The 17,114-nt window shown below is 40.1% G+C and carries 15 protein-coding genes; 8 read left to right on the forward strand and 7 right to left on the reverse strand.

Going from position 1 to position 17,114, the window contains the following annotated elements; translation table 11 throughout:
• Positions 1-78: 78 nt before the first annotated feature.
• Positions 79-660, reverse strand: a complete 582-nt coding sequence (gene mepS / locus ACWPW6_RS08185; protein WP_154624342.1) for a bifunctional murein DD-endopeptidase/murein LD-carboxypeptidase — start codon at positions 658-660, stop codon at positions 79-81.
• A 574-nt stretch (positions 661-1,234) separates the two neighbouring features.
• Positions 1,235-1,858: a YrbL family protein gene (locus ACWPW6_RS08190; RefSeq protein ID WP_154635579.1), complete on the reverse strand. Its 624-nt coding sequence runs from the start codon at positions 1,856-1,858 to the stop codon at positions 1,235-1,237.
• A gap of 318 nt (positions 1,859-2,176) precedes the next feature.
• On the opposite strand from ACWPW6_RS08190, the gene ACWPW6_RS08195 reads away from it, so the two are divergent.
• Complete coding sequence (locus tag ACWPW6_RS08195; protein WP_250000376.1) at positions 2,177-2,515, forward strand: hypothetical protein; 339 nt, start codon at positions 2,177-2,179, stop codon at positions 2,513-2,515.
• Between the two features lie 97 nt (positions 2,516-2,612).
• Here the strand turns inward: ACWPW6_RS08195 and yeiP are convergent, their stop codons facing one another.
• From yeiP to ACWPW6_RS08210, 3 genes are all read right to left on the reverse strand, one after another.
• Positions 2,613-3,185 carry an elongation factor P-like protein YeiP gene (gene yeiP / locus ACWPW6_RS08200; RefSeq protein ID WP_154635581.1) on the reverse strand — a complete coding sequence of 191 codons (573 nt, stop codon included), beginning with the start codon at positions 3,183-3,185 and terminating at the stop codon, positions 2,613-2,615.
• A 132-nt stretch (positions 3,186-3,317) separates the two neighbouring features.
• Positions 3,318-4,562: a tryptophan permease gene (mtr, locus tag ACWPW6_RS08205; protein WP_154624868.1), complete on the reverse strand. Its 1,245-nt coding sequence runs from the start codon at positions 4,560-4,562 to the stop codon at positions 3,318-3,320.
• Between the two features lie 163 nt (positions 4,563-4,725).
• Positions 4,726-5,163 carry a nucleotide triphosphate diphosphatase NUDT15 gene (locus tag ACWPW6_RS08210; protein WP_163861334.1) on the reverse strand — a complete coding sequence of 146 codons (438 nt, stop codon included), beginning with the start codon at positions 5,161-5,163 and terminating at the stop codon, positions 4,726-4,728.
• Positions 5,164-5,324: 161 nt separating this feature from the next.
• Between ACWPW6_RS08210 and fruK the strand changes: the two genes are divergently transcribed.
• A complete protein-coding gene (gene fruK, locus ACWPW6_RS08215; RefSeq protein WP_154624866.1) occupies positions 5,325-6,260 on the forward strand; it encodes a 1-phosphofructokinase in 936 nt (311 codons plus the stop codon).
• A gap of 66 nt (positions 6,261-6,326) precedes the next feature.
• Here fruK and nfo read toward each other — a convergent pair whose 3' ends face one another.
• Together nfo and ACWPW6_RS08225 are read right to left on the reverse strand one after the other, a co-directional pair.
• On the reverse strand, positions 6,327-7,169 hold the full coding sequence (gene nfo / locus ACWPW6_RS08220) for a deoxyribonuclease IV (RefSeq protein ID WP_154624865.1): 843 nt from the start codon (positions 7,167-7,169) through the stop codon (positions 6,327-6,329).
• 105 nt (positions 7,170-7,274) lie between these two features.
• The gene (locus ACWPW6_RS08225; RefSeq protein WP_250000380.1) at positions 7,275-8,354 is read right to left on the reverse strand and encodes a YeiH family protein; all 1,080 of its coding nucleotides are present in this window, start codon (positions 8,352-8,354) and stop codon (positions 7,275-7,277) included.
• Positions 8,355-8,581: 227 nt separating this feature from the next.
• Between ACWPW6_RS08225 and yieE the strand changes: the two genes are divergently transcribed.
• The 6 genes from yieE (at position 8,582) to ACWPW6_RS08255 (ending at position 16,858) form a co-directional block, all read left to right on the forward strand.
• Complete coding sequence (gene yieE, locus ACWPW6_RS08230) at positions 8,582-9,445, forward strand: DNA-binding transcriptional regulator YeiE (RefSeq protein ID WP_154624863.1); 864 nt, start codon at positions 8,582-8,584, stop codon at positions 9,443-9,445.
• Positions 9,446-9,665: 220 nt separating this feature from the next.
• Positions 9,666-11,156 (forward strand): amino acid permease, encoded by a 1,491-nt coding sequence (locus ACWPW6_RS08235; protein WP_154624241.1) that lies wholly within the window; start codon positions 9,666-9,668, stop codon positions 11,154-11,156.
• A gap of 471 nt (positions 11,157-11,627) precedes the next feature.
• Positions 11,628-12,728, forward strand: a complete 1,101-nt coding sequence (locus ACWPW6_RS08240; RefSeq protein ID WP_230085770.1) for an ABC transporter substrate-binding protein — start codon at positions 11,628-11,630, stop codon at positions 12,726-12,728.
• A gap of 22 nt (positions 12,729-12,750) precedes the next feature.
• Entirely contained in the window at positions 12,751-13,845 is a 1,095-nt protein-coding gene (locus ACWPW6_RS08245; RefSeq protein WP_154621898.1) for a FecCD family ABC transporter permease, read from the forward strand.
• Positions 13,842-14,630: an ABC transporter ATP-binding protein gene (locus ACWPW6_RS08250; protein WP_154621899.1), complete on the forward strand. Its 789-nt coding sequence runs from the start codon at positions 13,842-13,844 to the stop codon at positions 14,628-14,630. Before ACWPW6_RS08245 ends, ACWPW6_RS08250 begins: the two co-directional genes overlap by 4 nt.
• A 254-nt stretch (positions 14,631-14,884) precedes the next feature.
• On the forward strand, positions 14,885-16,858 hold the full coding sequence (locus ACWPW6_RS08255) for a ligand-gated channel protein (RefSeq protein WP_163861347.1): 1,974 nt from the start codon (positions 14,885-14,887) through the stop codon (positions 16,856-16,858).
• Positions 16,859-17,114 lie beyond the last annotated feature (256 nt).

A 17,114-nucleotide genomic window follows, 5' to 3' on the forward strand; every position in this document is an offset into this window, starting at 1 on the left:
TTGAATACAATAAAAAAGCTTCCAGTTTGTAAACTTGGAAGCTTTTTTATTGGCAAGGGATTAATGAGATTTTACAGCTTATGAGCCATTAATAACACGACGGCCCGCGTAGTATCTTTTGCTCCAATACTCATTGGTCATTTCAGAAACGATAACACCGCTACTGGTAGAAGCGTGAACAAATTTATTATCGCCGATATAAATGCCAACGTGTTTCATGCGACGACCTGTTTTAAATAAAACTAAGTCACCTGCTTTTAAATTATTGCGTTTGACGCTCTGTCCTGAAGACTCTTGTTCCGAGGTGGTGCGAGGCAAAGCAACACCGAATTGTTCGATAAAGGTGCGCTGAACAAAACTTGAACAATCAATACCACTCTTTGTTGTACCGCCTAGGCGATAGCTGACCCCTTTCCAGTTAGCGTATTGGTCCATAATTTTCGATTTGGTATCGACGCTCTGGACGAGTTGTTCAAACTCATCTTGCGAAGCCATCGCTAAAGAGTCAGAAGAACCATTTAACATGCGAGGTTCAGAGTGGGGAGTACGTTGAGCATTCTTTGAAGAATTAGGGGTAGTACAAGCTGAAAGTGCCGCGGCAATCGCGATTGCTGGTATAATGCGCAAAATGTTGCGCTTAAATTTTTCAGATGTTGCCATTATTCTCGATATCCCTTGCCATTTTGTTTTGTGTTTTTCCACACAATAAACGTAAACTTATCCCTGTGAAAAACGCATTTTATCAAATGCAACACTAGCTTTTCACAGAAAGTGTTTAATACAGAACAACTAAACTTTGTATATGAATGTAAATAAACTGCACGCCGTAGAAGAAGATGTGTGATATGTAAACACAATAACAGCCAGCTAGGCAGACACTCATCGTTAAAATTTGGCAGTTGCATACTTATTTCGCCAAACATAGAGAGCATACATAAACAGAACTGAAATGGCGAGTTAATAAGGGGATAATTTACAAAACATTATATTAAATACGAATAGAGTAAGGGTTTTGGCGGCTTTTTGTTAAAAAAATAGAACTTTAACTGTTAAGTGAACAAAGAATATAATAAAAATAACGATCTAGATCACATTTTAAGCTGGCTTGCTGCAATTATTAACGATTAAGACACTCTTAAATGTAAAGAAGTTTAAATTTACTTAAGCTGACCAACTTAAATAGTGATGGCAAACTCATTATCGTTAACCATCACTATACTGTAGGCATACCAAGTTAGCGAGTCAGTATCTGCATGTTGGCGAGTTTAATATGGTATTCGTTATATATTCGTCGTTCAAAATCAGCAAATCGGCGAGAGAGTGTTGTTCGCGCTAGCGTTGACGAAAAATAATCGACGGGAATTAAATTCGCACTGCCGAGGTTATCAATGATCACAAATTGACCATGAGGCTTATAACCTAATTGGTAGACAATATTGTAAGGCTTTAATGCCATTGTCACTATGGCGTCTTTAAATATCGTTTTTTTAAAAATATCATACGCAATTCGCATATTTTTTTGATGTTTTAAAAAATAGTTTTTATTTTTAAAAAAATAATCAAGTGTATTAGATACAGCCCCTGTTTTATCTTTAATTAACTGAAATACATAACCCGTCCCCATGTTAGTTTCCTGAGTACCATAATAATCGGAGATTGTCTCTGACGACGATTTATTTCGATAAATCCGTTTGTAATATTTTATTTCGCGTATCGTCTCTTTATCATCTCTATCTGCATGATGCACTTTTACGCATAAATCCTCACGTTCAGGATGATGATAACACGCTCGTTGCCGTCCACTGGCAATCAATTGCGATGGACTAAGTACGATAGGCTTTGCAAGTAATGTCTTCATATTATAGCCATTAAGTGAATGTGGATTAGGTCGACTAAGGCTGTTGCCTTATTTATAAAAATAAACAGGCTAATTTTAATGGATAAGAAAGAAGGAAAGTGGCAATCTGTGTGATCGCTTGTTATTTTGTGATCAGGTTATCTTATTATATTTTATTTCTTAGAGTTAAAGAAAAATAAAAAACTACGGCTATCAGTTAAATATCATTTCATTCATTCAAATTAGAATCTCGTCATTCAGTGATAAAAATAAAAAACAATTTAAATATAAATAATTTATTACAAATGACGATAACTTAATTTTTAATGGATGCTTTTTATGAAACTTATAGTCAATAAAATTTCCATAGCAGCAATATTGGCAATCACAGTCATTAACTATTTACCAATAGCACAAGCGAAAGAAAAAACAGTAATCGGTAGTGGCACGATTACATTTACGGGGGCTATCGTTGCATCGCCATGTCAAATCGGGACATATCAGGAAAATGTTCAAACCACTTGCTGGAACGATAGCGGTAAGCCCGTGACAACGCAAATCTCCCTAAAGACCTTAAAAAAAGGCACTCAAGAGCTGCCAAATAACAAAGGGACTCAAAGCTTTAAATGGATAGATAAAGCACAGACTCTGGGTGTGTATACACTGATATATAACTGATTTGAAAAGAGTCATATGATTTAAAGCAGGAAAGCGAATTCAAATTGTATAAAGTTCGAAAGCCCTATGGGCGTCCGCCCATAGGTGATAACAACAATTAATCGCAGCGACCCATATAACGACGCTCAGGAATATGGATACGAATTTTTTCGCCGCTGGTGAGGTATTCAGGAACTTGAACCGTTAAACCGGTAGCCATTGTTGCAGGCTTTGTACGTGCGCTCGCAGAAGCCCCTTTAATGGCGGGAGTGGTTTCTACGATGACCATATCGACAGTTTGAGGTAATTCGAGTGCAAGGACTTGACCATCCATTGTTAGCACTTGCATGCCAGGTAGGCCTTCTTCAGGAATAAACAATAATTCCTCTTCGATATCCGCACGTTTAAATAGATAAGGCGTATAGTCTTCATTGTCCATAAAGACATATTCATCACCATCGATATAAGAGAAGCTAACAGCTCGGCGAGTGAGTGAGATAGTCTCTAAAATATCATCACCTTTAAAACGCTCTTCGACTTTTTGCCCTGTTTTAATGTCAGTAAAGCGCATTTTGTATAAAGTGCTGGCACCACGAGCGCTTGGCGCTTGAATATCAATGTCTTTAACCAACAACAGTTTGCCATTGTAATTCACTGCAAAACCGCGTTTGATTTCATTGGCCTTTGCCATATATAACCTTCTTGATTGTCTTCATAAAAGAGTGCGACAAAATTACTCGCAGATAGGCGATTAGGCAAGATAGTAAACACATTTTTCAGCAAAAAAATCTCCCCAGTGACTTAGCTGGGGAGGGATGTTCAATTAATAGACTGGGAGTAACCCAAATAAGGAAAGTATGTGTGCTACAGCATTAATGACACCGAATAGAATGACAAACAGAATAATACTGATACCACCAGGAGCCTGATAGCTGTTGTTTGGAAAACGTTTACGACTCGCTTTAGCCATTAATGCAGGTACGATGACAGCCCAAATTGTTGCGGCAAGACCAGCAAAACCAATCGCGTAGATAAAACCATTAGGGAAAACGAGTGCAAAGACAGTTGGTGGCAAAAATGTGATTAGGGCAGATTTAAAGCGACCTTGTTTGCTGTCATTAAATTTAAAGAAGTCAGCAATAAAATCAAATAAACCAAGTGATACACCTAAAAATGAACTTGCCAATGCCATATAGGAAAATAGCGTCAAAAATTGGGAAATGAAATCGCTATTCGTCGATGCATTCATTTGTTTCAATAATGCACCAATGTTATTGCCTTCTTCACGAATTTGAATAAACGCGGAGCGTGGGATGTTACCTTGAACCGCATACTGCCACAGGATATAAATCGCAACAGTAATAATAGCGCCATACACAAGACTACGTACAACAGAACGACTATCTTTATTGTAATACTTAACTAGACCTGGAACATTACCGTGATAACCAAATGACGTTAATAAGTAAGGTAATGCAGCGAGTGCATACGGTAAATAGTGGGCATTACCTTGATCGACTTGGTTGAGTAGAATTGAAGGGGATGCTGTTGTGACCATGCCACCAATAGACATCACAAAGGTGATGACCATACCGCCGATTAAAATCGTGCTTAAACGGTCAACGGCACGTGTCGATAACCAAACAAAGAAAGCGACCAGAAGCGCAAAGAACAACCCAGAAACGGCTTGAGGAACCGCCATGTAACTAGATAAGTTCTCAGAAATAATGGAGCTTCCCGCGGATATATAAGCATAAGTCAAAATATACAGCACGAAAGTAATGGATAGACCATTAAGTGAGTTCCATATCGGTCCTAATAAATCTTTGACCATAGTATGAAAGCTGGCACCAGCAGGGTAATTCATATTGGCTTCTAAAATCATTAACCCTGAAAGCAGCATGCAAACAAAGGTATAGATTAAAAGCACGATAGAGCCTGTAAACCAAACACCAGAGGTCACCATGGGGATTGAAAACATACCAGCGCCAACGGCTGTACCCGCGATAATCATTGCGCCACCTAAGATGGAGGGCTGTTTGATTGTTTTTGTTGTATCAACAGACATGGGAACTCCCGATTAATGTTTCTTTGTACTAGCTTAATGATACAGGCGGTGTGTGTTGATGTAAATAATAATTAACGGACAAATGTAAAAAATTAAGAGTAATTATAATGAGTTGGATGATTATTGTACAAATGACGCAATGCCATTTGCACAAAAGGAAGCCTTAAGCGGGATGGTGATAAAATTGTTGGTTCAACCATAGGTCGATAGCATTGCGGCTAGCTTCAAAGTGTGGTTCAGGCAACTCATTAGGCGCAACCCACATTAGGCTTTCACACTTATCAGCCTCCATAATTTGCGGCTCTACGTCACCGTTGTATTCAACATGCATACAAATAGAAACGGTATGCTTGCCTTCCTGTTGATAGGTATTCACATTATTACTAATACCAAAAACAGTTGGGGTAGTAATATCAATACCAATTTCCTCTTTTATTTCACGAATAGCACATGCCTCGAATGATTCACCCGCATCGACGTGCCCACCGAAAATAGACCAGTACGGTGCGTGTTGGCTGCTGCGTTTCCCCATTAAAATTTGGCCTTGTTGATTCGTGATAATGACTCCCACACCAACGACAACACCATCAACAATAGACATGAGTTCTCCTTATATTCTTTATTTTAAGCCGGCTAATATTGCCAGTTTAGTCTAGAAAAACAATCAGGAAAAACTACAAATATCACTGAAGCCATTGTGTTTTAATGGTATAACTATGGTTAGCATGTATACGACAATAACGATAAGGGAGATTCGAGGTTATGACTCGCCGGGTTGCTACAATTACATTAAATCCTGCTTATGATCTTGTTGGGCTGTGCCCATCAATCGAAGTCGGTGAAGTCAACTTAGTGAAAACAGCTAGCCTCAATGCAGGAGGCAAAGGGGTTAACGTCGCAAAAGTTTTACGAGACCTTGGAATCGATATCACCGTAAGTGGTTTTATGGGAAAAGATAACCAAGAAGAGTTCCAACATTTTTTCAGTGATAACGGAATGGCAAACCGTTTTCATATGGTGCCAGGTAGGACAAGAATTAACGTTAAATTGACGGAAAATAACGGTGAATCGACCGATTTTAATTTTTCTGGTTTTGATGTTAGTAAAGAAGACTGGAATCGTTTCTCAACGGAATCACTCAATTGGTTAGGCCATTTTGATATGGTGGTGGTCAGTGGAAGCTTACCGAATGGTATTGAAGCTGAGGAATTCACTCGCTGGATGAGCCGACTGCGTCAATTGTGCCCGTGTATTATTTTTGATAGCAGCCGTGAAGCATTAAAAGCGGGTTTGAAAGCATCGCCATGGTTAGTTAAACCCAATCGCCATGAATTGGAAATGTGGGTTGGGCGCAAGTTACCCGATCTGAAAGATGTCATTGAAGCGGCACATGAACTTCGCGATAAAGGCATCTCTCATGTGGTGATATCGTTAGGTGAAGAAGGCGCGTTATGGGTCAATGCCTCAGGCTCTTGGTTGGCTAAGCCACCACATTGTGAAGTTGTCAGTACCGTTGGTGCTGGTGACTCGATGGTAGCGGGCCTAGCGTATGGATTGTTAAATGGTGAGTCGAGCGCACACACACTCCGTATGGCAACGGCAATTTCAGCACTATCGGTCTCACAACCGGATGTTGGCTTAAAAAATCGTAATAAACTTGCGGATATGATGGCAAAAATTGAAATGGAGTCTTTGTAAATAACCCCATTACAAGATGCATAATTTCAAGGCGGTTAAGGAAACTTACCGCCTTGATTCTATTGATTAGTTTTGCTGTGACTTCAACCACGCAATCTCTTGAGGCCAAATATCAGGATTAATGGTTTCCAAAATCAGAGGAATGCCATCAAAACGTGGGTCTTTCATAATATAACTAAAAGGGGTATAGCCAATGTTGCCTTCACCTAAACTGTGGTGGCGATCGACTCGGCTGGCAAATTCACTTTTTGCATCATTGAGATGCATGCCTTTAAGGTATTGAAACCCGACAATGTCTGAAAACTGTTGAAAGGTGTCTTCGCAAGCGTCTTCCGTACGTAAGTCGTAACCAGCGGCAAAGGCATGGCAAGTGTCAATACAAACGCCAACGCGGCTTTTATCATCCACATCTTCAATAATTTTTGCTAAATGCTCAAACCGATAACCTAAATTTGAGCCTTGGCCCGCGGTGTTTTCAATAACAGCGATAACACCTTGCGTTTCATTTAATGCGATGTTGATGGATTCCGCAATACGTGCCAAACAATCATCAACTTCAATTTTTTTGAGATGGCTACCTGGGTGAAAATTGAGTAAATCAATGCCCAACTGCTCACAGCGTTGCATTTCATCAATAAAGGCAGCGCGTGATTTTTCTAAGGCTTCGACTTCTGGATGACCTAGATTAATTAAGTAACTGTCATGAGGTAAGATTTGATGCTTACCATAGCCATATTTGGTGCAGTTAGCTTTAAACTTTTCAATGATTTCTTCGGTCAGTGGAGGGGCTTTCCACTGGCGCTGATTCTTTGTGAATAACGCAAATGCCGTGGCGTTAATTTCATGGGCGCGAATGACGGCTTGATCAACACCTCCGGAGGCGCTGACATGTGCTCCAATATATTTCATTATTGACTCCTTTTTTAAGGAAGTATGCCATTAATAGGGGAATAAATGAAATGAACAAACAAGGCCGCATAAATAGCGGCCTTTAGAGAAGAGCTGGGAAGGTAATTAAAGTATCATTTGGATAATCGCGTTGATGATGACGCCACCAACAATCAACCATGCAAATAGGATCAGCGCCATTAATAAAGGTTTAATACCTGCTTGACGTATTGCGCTAACGTGTGTGGTGAGGCCGAGTGCTACCATTGCCATTGCTAATAATACAGTATCTAAAGTAATAATGTGTTTCACGATGACTGTAGGTAATAAATCAAAGGAATTAAATGCAGCCACTAAGATAAAAATCACCGCAAACCAAGGAATAGTAATTTTGCTTTTTTGTGTATTTTCACTGTTAGTGACGATTGAACGACGGCTTAAATAGGCGGATAAAAGAATTAAGAAAGGCGCTAACATCATGACACGAATCATTTTTGTAATGACGGAAGCATTTTCAGCATCAGGACCGATAGTATGGCCGATAGCAACCACTTGAGCGACTTCATGGACTGTTGAGCCTACATAAATGCCAAAAGTATCTTGTGTTTGGGTAAACCAACCGAAATGTGCGTTAAGCTGATAAAGCCATGGGTATACAAAAATCGCAATAGTACCGAAAATGACCACGGTAGACACTGCAACGGCAACTTTACTCGCAGAAGCCTTTACGACAGGCTCTGTCGCCATTACCGCCGCAGCCCCGCAGATACTACTACCCGCACCGATTAAAAAGGTCGTTTCATCATCGAGCCCAAAGACTTTTTTACCTAACCAGAAAGCCAAGAGGAAAGTGGAGGTAAGCGTTAAAGCATCAATGAGTAGCCCTGTGGCACCCACATCGGTGATTTGTTGAAAAGTTAAGCGAAAGCCATACAGTATGATACCGGCTCGTAAAAAATAGTGTTTGGCAAACTTTATACCGTTATCACAACGCGCACTCATCACAGGGTAAACGGTGTTACCCACAATAATACCTAAGAGGATTGCGAGAGTTAGCGCCCCTAAACCCACATCAATAAACCATTGCTGTTCACCAAGATACATCGAAAGAGCGGTTAAGATCCCCGCTAAAATAACACCTGGAATTAGCTTGAGAGCGGGATGACTTGTGCTCTGTACTAATGTTTTTGTATTGCTTTTATCCATAACTTTACCTTTTGTTACTACTGATACCCATTAACAAAAGCTGCTAATTATGGGTATAGATAATTTTGGAATAAGCATATAACAAAACTTTTAATAATTTAAATTGATTGTTTGTATATAATCAATCTAAAAAACAGGTTATAAGTTTCTTCTGGTAAGTTGGTAATAAATCATTAATATTAACAATATTATTACAAACTCAAGTGAACAATGTGGGAGCTACCTGTATGCGAATAACACTTAGGCAACTCGAAGTATTTACGGAAGTACTGAAAAGTGGCTCCACCACGCAGGCATCTCAGTTACTCGCTTTGTCACAATCAGCAGTGAGTGCTTCTTTAACTGATCTGGAAGGGCAACTCGGAGTGCAACTTTTTGATCGTGTTGGTAAACGTCTTGTAACGAATGAGCATGGGCGGTTATTGTATCCAAAAGCGCTAGCATTACTTGAACAAGCCCTTGAAGTTGAGCAACTCTTTAAAAAAGAGATGGGGGCTGTGCGCCTTGCCGCCAGTACCACTATCGGCAACTATATGCTACCGCCTTTGTTGGCAGAGTATCGTCATGATCACCCCACCATCCCACTCGAGCTGAACATTAGTAACACGGAAGAAGTTATCAAATCGGTAATGGAATTTCGTGCCGATGTCGGGTTAATTGAAGGGGTATGCCATAGCCCAGAATTAATCACAGAGCCATGGCTAAAAGATGAGCTAGTTATCTTTGCTGCACCAAATAACGCTTTAGCTGGCAAACCGTTAACATTAAAAGAGTTGCGTGATGCCCCTTGGGTATTGCGTGAACGGGGTTCTGGAACGCGTGATGTCCTTGACCAGCTTTTGTTTGCTCATCTCCCTGGTTTTCATATTTTCATGGAACTCGGAAATTCCGAAGCGATTAAGCATGCCGTGCGTTTTGGTATGGGAATTAGCTGTTTATCAAGGCGTGTTATCGATGAACAACTGGCAAATGGTTCTTTAGTTGAGCTACAAGTTGCCGATCTGCAATTGCAACGTACACTGTATTTGATTTATCACCGTCAGAAACATTTATCGAACGCGATAAAAAATCTATTGGCATATTGCAAATAACATATTGAATATTATATAAAAATATAGGGTTTATATCAGTGTTATGCCAAATGCGATGACTATTTGAACAAAGATTACCTTCATTCAGTATAAGTGTTTTACTAATAATTCTGTGTGGATTATGAAGGTATCTTATAACAGCTAAGAGTTACTTAGTTCTGACAGGATGTTTTGCTAGAATTCTCTTAATATTGATTAAATAAAGAAATACAGGGAACAGATGTCAGAACAACATACCACTACGGTACAAAGTAGCGGACCTCAAAAATTACGCCGCGAGTTAAAAGCCCGCCACCTAGCAATGATCGCTATCGGTGGTTCGATTGGTACAGGCCTTTTCGTTGCATCTGGTGCGACCGTCGCACAAGCTGGCCCCGGCGGGGCACTTCTTTCTTATGCGATTATTGGTTTAATGGTCTATTTCTTGATGACCAGTTTAGGAGAACTTGCGGCTTATATGCCAGTCTCAGGCTCTTTTGCAACCTATGGCGCTAAGTATGTCGATGAAGGATTTGGTTTCGCATTAGGCTGGAACTATTGGTATAACTGGGCTGTCACCATTGCCGTTGACTTAGTTGCTGCGCAACTTGTGATGACCTATTGGTTCCCAGACACCCCAGGTTGGATTTGGAGTGCAATCTTCTTAACCATTATCTTCTTGCTGAACTATATCTCAGTAAAAGGATTCGGTGAGGCAGAATATTGGTTCTCTTTAATTAAAGTTACCACGGTTATTATTTTCATTGTTGTTGGTGTGCTGATGATTTTTGGCATCATGAGCGGCGCTGAAAATGCAGGGTGGCACAATTGGGAAATTGGTGACGCTCCTTTTGCGGGGGGATTCTCTGCGATGATTGGTGTTGCAATGATCGTCGGCTTCTCGTTCCAAGGAACGGAATTGATCGGTATTGCAGCAGGTGAGTCACAAGATCCCGCGAAAAATATCCCTAAAGCGGTGCGTAAAGTTTTCTGGCGTATCCTTCTATTCTATATCTTTGCGATTTTAATCATTAGTTTGATTATCCCTTATACTGATCCAAACTTACTGCGTAATGATGTTAAAGATATTAGTGTCAGCCCGTTCACATTGGTCTTTGAGAATGCAGGGTTACTATCGGCAGCAGCGGTAATGAACGCCGTTATTTTGACCGCGGTATTATCGGCGGGTAACTCAGGGATGTATGCATCGACGCGTATGCTGTATACCTTAGCGCGTGAAGGAAAAGCGCCACGTATTTTTGCTCGCCTTTCAAAAGGCGGCGTGCCACGTTATGCCCTAGTTGCGACAACGGTGATTGCTGGTTTGTGTTTCTTAAGTTCCATGTTTGGTAACCAAACCGTCTATTTGTGGTTGTTGAATACTTCCGGTATGACAGGATTTATTGCTTGGTTGGGGATCGCGATTAGCCATTATCGTTTCCGTAAAGGTTATATTGCGCAAGGTAAAGATCTCAAGGATTTGCCTTACCGTTCAGGCTTCTTCCCAATTGGACCTATTTTTGCTTTCGTACTTTGCTTAATCATTACGTTAGGGCAAAACTATCAAGCATTTTTAGAAGATAAGATTGATTGGGTAGGGGTGACCGCGACGTATATCGGTATTCCATTATTCTTAGCAATTTGGTTTGGTTATAAGATTGTCAAGAAAACCTCATTCATTCGCTATAAAGACATGGATTTCCCAAGCTATCGCGAAAATTTGAATAAATAATTAAGATTGCGTTGGCAGCCAAAGAAAGAGCTAACCTAGTTATAGGTTGGCTCTTTTTTTATGAGCTTGAGAAGCGATATCAAATGGTCATTTTTTGAGGTGTAAGAAAACGCGCGTTCTTATGACTGACTTACGACGGGTCGTGAAATGAGTAACAAGCCATCGTCGTTTGGATAGCACAAGGAAGAGGTGTTTAGCCTAATGGCACTGAAAGTAGGGTTGCCCAATTGTCACTAAGTGCTTGGGTGATAGAGTCAATATTTGGTCCTTTTTATTCTTATTTCATAAATGAAAATATTAATTTTCAATTAATTAACAAAAAGTTCGTGTAAGATCACACTTCAATACCAATATGGAATTAAATTGGCAATCGTATTGATAAGTATTCTTATTTGCTTTATTGTTATGGCACAAAAAATGGGGATAAAGAGGTACGTTGTGAAGTTGATGATGAAATCGTTAGGGAAGGGAATGGGGTTAGCTTTATTTGCAAGCTCAATGTTGAGTGTTAGCTTCCATTCTCTGTCAGCAACAGTGACAGATGTTGCTGGGCGGACTGTTGAAGTTCCTGACAATGTGAATCGCATCTTACTTGGTGAAGGCCGTTTATTGAGTGCGATAGCCTTACTTGAAGGTGACAAACCCCTTGATAGAATCGTTGGTTGGCAAGGTGACTTACGTAAACTTGACCCACAAACTTACGCGACCTATAAAGCAAAATTTCCTCAAATCGATAATATCCCCCTGATTGGCAATACAAGTGCAGACAGCGTCAGTGCTGAAAAAGTCTTAACACTTAACCCTGACATTGCCATTTTTGGTCTATCTGGTCATGGTCCCGGTAAAAATAGTGAATTGGTGAACCAGCTTGAAAAAGCGGGGGTGCCTGTTGTTTTTGTCGATTTTAGGGATAACCCATTACAAAATACCTTGCCAAGTATCCGCATGCTTGGGAAAGCATTAAATCGCGAGCAAACAGCAGAGAAATTCGCTGATTTTTATGAAAAAAATCAAAAGTTAGTGACTGATATCACCAGTAAGATCCCTGAAGATAAAAAACCAACGGTATTTATTGATCTACGAGCAGGTGCGTTTGAAGACTGTTGTGGAACCGCAGGCAATGGAAATATGGGCAATTTTATTGATCTAGCGGGTGGTAAGAATATTGCTAAAGAGGTGTTACCGGGGGCTTTGGGTAACATGAATCTTGAAAAAATTATTGCGGTAGATCCTCAAATCTATATTGCAACAGGTGCTAAAGCACCGGGAAGTCAGGATGTTGGCGTGCAGTTAGGTGCACAAGGCACCATCGAAGAAGCGAAAGCAAGCCTGAAAAAAATTACTGAACGCAAGGGGATTAGCTCATTATCTGCCGTGAAAGACGGTAAAGATTATGCGATTTGGCATAACTACTATAACTCACCCTATAACGTGCTAGCGACTCAGGTGTTTGCGAAATGGTTTTATCCAGAACAGTTCGCTGAACTTGATCCACAAAAAACGTTAAATGAATTGCATCGTCAATTCCTTGCCGTTGAGCCGTCAGGCGTTTATTGGGTCAGTGAGAAGTAAAATTTTTTAGGTAATTATAATAATGAGTCTTACTACCGAGACAATGTCAACTGTTAAGCAGTCAGTTCAAGAAAGTGATAATGGTGTAAAACAACATTATCAACACATGTTACGACGTCGAATTGCATGGATAGCCGTTATCATCGCTGCAATTTTATTGTCGCTGGTTATTGATTTTACCTTAGGTCCATCAGGTTTATCCTTAGAAAAACTTTGGCAGACGCTTATCTCTCCGGAATCTGTTGAAGCAGGTACAAGAGTGATTGTGTGGGATATTCGCCTGCCATATGCTCTGATGGCTGTGGTTATTGGTATGTCACTTGGCCTTGCAGGGGCTGAAATGCAAACCATCTTGAATAACCCATTAGCCAGTCCATTTACACTGGGGGTGTCAAATGCTGCGGCATTTGGTGCGGCATTAGCTATTGTTTCAGGTATTGCTATCCCAGGTGTACCTGATCAATGGGTCATTTCTGCCAACGCGTTTATTTTTGCGTTGTTGGCTGCATTGATGCTGGATGCCGTGACCCGCTGGACGCGTGTTGCAACGTCAGGTGTTGTGTTATTTGGTATTGCACTGGTATTCACGTTTAACGCACTCGTATCCATGATGCAATTCATTGCGACAGAAGATACGCTGCAAGGCCTAGTGTTTTGGACAATGGGAAGTTTATCCAAAGCGACATGGGTAAAACTGGGTGTAATGGCATTAGTCTTCGCATTGATTTTCCCTATAGCGATGATGAGCTCGTGGAAACTGACAGCGTTAAGACTCGGGGAAGATCGCGCAATCAGCTTTGGTATTGATGTACGTCGTTTACGTTTAACCACGTTACTTCGTATCAGTATTCTGTCTGCTTTAGCCGTGGCATTTGTTGGGCCGATTGCCTTTATCGGTTTGGTCGCTCCACATATTGCAAGACTCATGTTTGGTGAAGACCATCGTTTCTATTTGCCGGCAAGTGCATTGATCGGTGCATTAGTTTTATCAATGGCGTCTATTGCATCTAAAAATATTATACCGGGTGTCATTATTCCAGTTGGAATTGTCACGTCATTGGTTGGTGTTCCGTTCTTCCTTAGTATTATTTTGCGTCATAGAGGTAACGTGTCATGACAGATGGCCTGATTATTGATCAATTTAATGCAGGTTATCCGAAAAATCCTGTGATTGAAGGGTTGAGCACACATGCTTTACCTAGAGGCAAAATAACGGTGCTGTTAGGGCCGAATGGCAGCGGTAAATCAACCTTATTACGTTCGTTGGCCGGATTAAATAAATCAACGGGACAGTTATTGTTAGATGGGGTGGATTTAACAAAACAGAATTTTGCTCAGCGAGCTCAAAATGTGGTGTATTTACCACAAAGCCTGCCTGCTGGAGTACATCTTTATGTTTTAGAGTCAGTGATTGTTGCTCAAAGAGCGTCAGGCGGACTCAGTAATGAAAATAGTAAAGATGAAGTGATGCGTTTATTACGCCAATTAGGTATTGAACATTTAGCATTAAGTTATTTAGACCAATTATCTGGTGGGCAAAAACAATTAGTGGGTTTGGCACAATCATTAATTCGTCAGCCTAATTTATTGTTATTAGATGAGCCATTAAGTGCATTAGATTTAAATTATCAATATCATGTAATGGATTTAGTCGCGAAAGAAACAAAACGACGTAATATTATTACGGTGGTAGTGGTGCATGATATTAATATAGCCTTAAGACACGCTGAGCATGTTTTAATGCTAAAAAAAGGTAAGTTAATTGCTCAAGGAGAACCTGAGGACGTCATTACGCCAAGCAGCTTAGCCGATGTCTATGGCGTGCGTGGTCGTATAGAGCGTTGTTCGCAAGGTGTGCCACAAGTCCTTATTGATGGGTTAGTTGAGAAATTAGCGAGTTAATTTTATAAGTCTTAAAGATGTCTATTAAATAATATCAATAGGCATCTTATAGACAAGTAAGATGATATTTTGGAATAGTCATTAATTATAGAAAATTTATGAAAAACAGTAATAACCGTAAATTTTCTATAGGTAATTGATATTATCTAATAATCAAAAAAATAATAACAGTAAGTATAAGGTTATATACCTGAATATTGAGCTGATGTCATATCAATAAATTCAAATCAAAATTATCTCTTGGAGAGTTGGGAATGGTAGTTTTTAATAAAAGAAAAATTGCAATGAGTATTATCGCAGCAATTACAGCAGCACCTGCATTTGCGGATGATAGCAAGGATACCATCATGGTGACCACCGCATCTGGTTTCCAACAGAAAATCGAAGATGCGCCTGCATCGATTTCAGTGGTGACTCGTGAGCAACTTGAAAATAAAGCTTACCGTGATGTCACGGATGCACTGAAAGATGTTCCTGGTGTTCTTGTAACTGGTGGTGGTAGTAGCTCCGATATTAGTATCCGTGGTATGGATGCTAAGTATACGATGATTTTGATTGACGGTAAGCGTGTTGATACGCGTACAACTCGACCAAATAGTGATGGGTCTGGTATTGAGCAAGGTTGGTTGCCACCACTGCCTGCTATTGAACGTATCGAAGTTGTTCGTGGTCCTATGTCTTCTCTTTATGGTTCAGATGCGATGGGCGGGGTCATTAACATTATCACTCGCCGTGTGCAGCAAGAGTGGACGACAAGTTTACGTGCAGATACGACAATTACTGAACGTAGAGATTCAGGAAATACAGGACAAGGCAGTTTCTATACTTCTGGTCCACTGATTGATGGATTATTAGGCGTGAAACTTAACGGCCAATATTCACATCGTGGTGAAGATAAAATTATTGATGGTTTCGGTCGTCAAATCATTGCAAGTGGCGGTGGAACACTTTCATTAACACCAGATGAAAAGAATACCTTTGATTTGGATTTCAAAAAAGATAGTCAGCATAGGGATTATCGTGAAGGCTATACGTATAAAGAAGGTGACAGTAGCAGCTTTAGTAAATATGAGATGACCCATACAGCATTAACTCATACAGGGGTTTATGACCTAGCTAACACTGATACTTATATTCAATACGATGAAACTAAAAACCCAACTCGTAAGATGAAATTTGATGATCTCGTCATACGTAATCAAAGTGTATTCTTAATAGGTGATCACAGCTTAAGTTTAGGCGGTCAATACCGTAAAGAAAAATTAGAAGCAGGTGATAATAAATTTGCACTAAACAAACTTGACCGCTATAGCTGGGCACTGTTTGCAGAAGATGAATGGTTAATGACTAATGACTTTGCATTAACTGGCGGGATCCGTATGGATAAAGATGAAAACTATGGTTCTCATTGGACTCCTCGTCTTTACGGTGTTTGGCATGCAGATGACCAATGGACCATCAAAGGTGGTGTGTCTACTGGTTATAAAGCACCTGACTTACGCCAATCTTCCGCAGAATGGGGACAATCAACGGGTGGACGCGCAGGTAACGCGGTTATTTACGGTAACCCGAATTTGAAACCGGAGAAAAGTGTTACAGAAGAGATCGGGGTTATTTGGAATAACCAAGACAATATTACCGCCGGAATCACGATCTATAATACAGATTTCAAAGATAAAATTACAGAAGTGAGACGTTGTGATAATAGCAATCCGAATATCAGAGACTGTACATTAGATGATGGTATTGGTGATAATGGTAAACCATATCGTTTTGTTAGCGATCGTGCAAACGTGGATAAGGCAAGAATGCGTGGTGTTGAATTAACATTCAACTGGGGAATTCTGGATAATTTAGCCTTTGCTGCAAACTATACTTACACTGATACAGAGCAAAAAAGTGGTGTCAATAAAGGTAAGCCGTTAAACAAACAACCTAAACATATGGGGAATGCGACGTTAACATGGGATACCACAGAAGAGTTGCAAACGTGGACTCGTATGAATTTTCGCGGTAAAACGTCTGATTACCAAGGCCGTGGTGAAAGCATGAATAACGGTACAGCATCCTATGCACTGTTTGATTTAGGCGCAAGCTATAAGTTGAATAAGAATGCAAACATTGTTGGTGGTGTTTATAACATTCTTGACCGTCGTATTGATTCGACAAACTATGGTGCTGAATTAGAAGGTCGTCGTTACAATATTGGTATTAACTATAACTTCTAATCGATACCGTAATTGACTGATTGAGGCCTTCTTATCTTGATTAAGAAGGCCTTATTGTTTTTAGGATAAATGCACATAAAAAATGCCTTTTAATCGCTAATTTTTATAGAAAAAACTAAGTTATTAGCGCATGCAGCAAAATCTGGGAATTTATCAAAAATTCTCATTAAATATTGGCCGTTTTTTTACAATAGCTATTGCTATTTCAGCAAGTGAAGTGCAAAATGCGCGAACTAAAAAAATGACTGATACCTTA

The sequence above is a fragment of the Providencia sp. Marseille-Q8014 genome (assembly GCF_965112055.1).

Excerpts from the sequence above, each read along its gene's own strand:
- ACWPW6_RS08255 (WP_163861347.1), top strand. The coding sequence starts at position 14,885 with ATGGTAGTTTTTAATAAAAGAAAAATTGCAATGAGTATTATCGCAGCA.
- ACWPW6_RS08235 (WP_154624241.1), top strand. The coding sequence starts at position 9,666 with ATGTCAGAACAACATACCACTACGGTACAAAGTAGCGGACCTCAAAAA.
- ACWPW6_RS08210 (WP_163861334.1), bottom strand. The coding sequence starts at position 5,163 with ATGTCTATTGTTGATGGTGTTGTCGTTGGTGTGGGAGTCATTATCACG.
- ACWPW6_RS08225 (WP_250000380.1), bottom strand. The coding sequence starts at position 8,354 with ATGGATAAAAGCAATACAAAAACATTAGTACAGAGCACAAGTCATCCC.
- ACWPW6_RS08240 (WP_230085770.1), top strand. The coding sequence starts at position 11,628 with ATGGGGTTAGCTTTATTTGCAAGCTCAATGTTGAGTGTTAGCTTCCAT.
- nfo (WP_154624865.1), bottom strand. The coding sequence starts at position 7,169 with ATGAAATATATTGGAGCACATGTCAGCGCCTCCGGAGGTGTTGATCAA.
- mepS (WP_154624342.1), bottom strand. The coding sequence starts at position 660 with ATGGCAACATCTGAAAAATTTAAGCGCAACATTTTGCGCATTATACCA.
- ACWPW6_RS08250 (WP_154621899.1), top strand. The coding sequence starts at position 13,842 with ATGACAGATGGCCTGATTATTGATCAATTTAATGCAGGTTATCCGAAA.
- mtr (WP_154624868.1), bottom strand. The coding sequence starts at position 4,562 with ATGTCTGTTGATACAACAAAAACAATCAAACAGCCCTCCATCTTAGGT.
- fruK (WP_154624866.1), top strand. The coding sequence starts at position 5,325 with ATGACTCGCCGGGTTGCTACAATTACATTAAATCCTGCTTATGATCTT.
- ACWPW6_RS08195 (WP_250000376.1), top strand. The coding sequence starts at position 2,177 with ATGAAACTTATAGTCAATAAAATTTCCATAGCAGCAATATTGGCAATC.
- ACWPW6_RS08245 (WP_154621898.1), top strand. The coding sequence starts at position 12,751 with ATGAGTCTTACTACCGAGACAATGTCAACTGTTAAGCAGTCAGTTCAA.
- yieE (WP_154624863.1), top strand. The coding sequence starts at position 8,582 with ATGCGAATAACACTTAGGCAACTCGAAGTATTTACGGAAGTACTGAAA.
- ACWPW6_RS08190 (WP_154635579.1), bottom strand. The coding sequence starts at position 1,858 with ATGAAGACATTACTTGCAAAGCCTATCGTACTTAGTCCATCGCAATTG.
- yeiP (WP_154635581.1), bottom strand. The coding sequence starts at position 3,185 with ATGGCAAAGGCCAATGAAATCAAACGCGGTTTTGCAGTGAATTACAAT.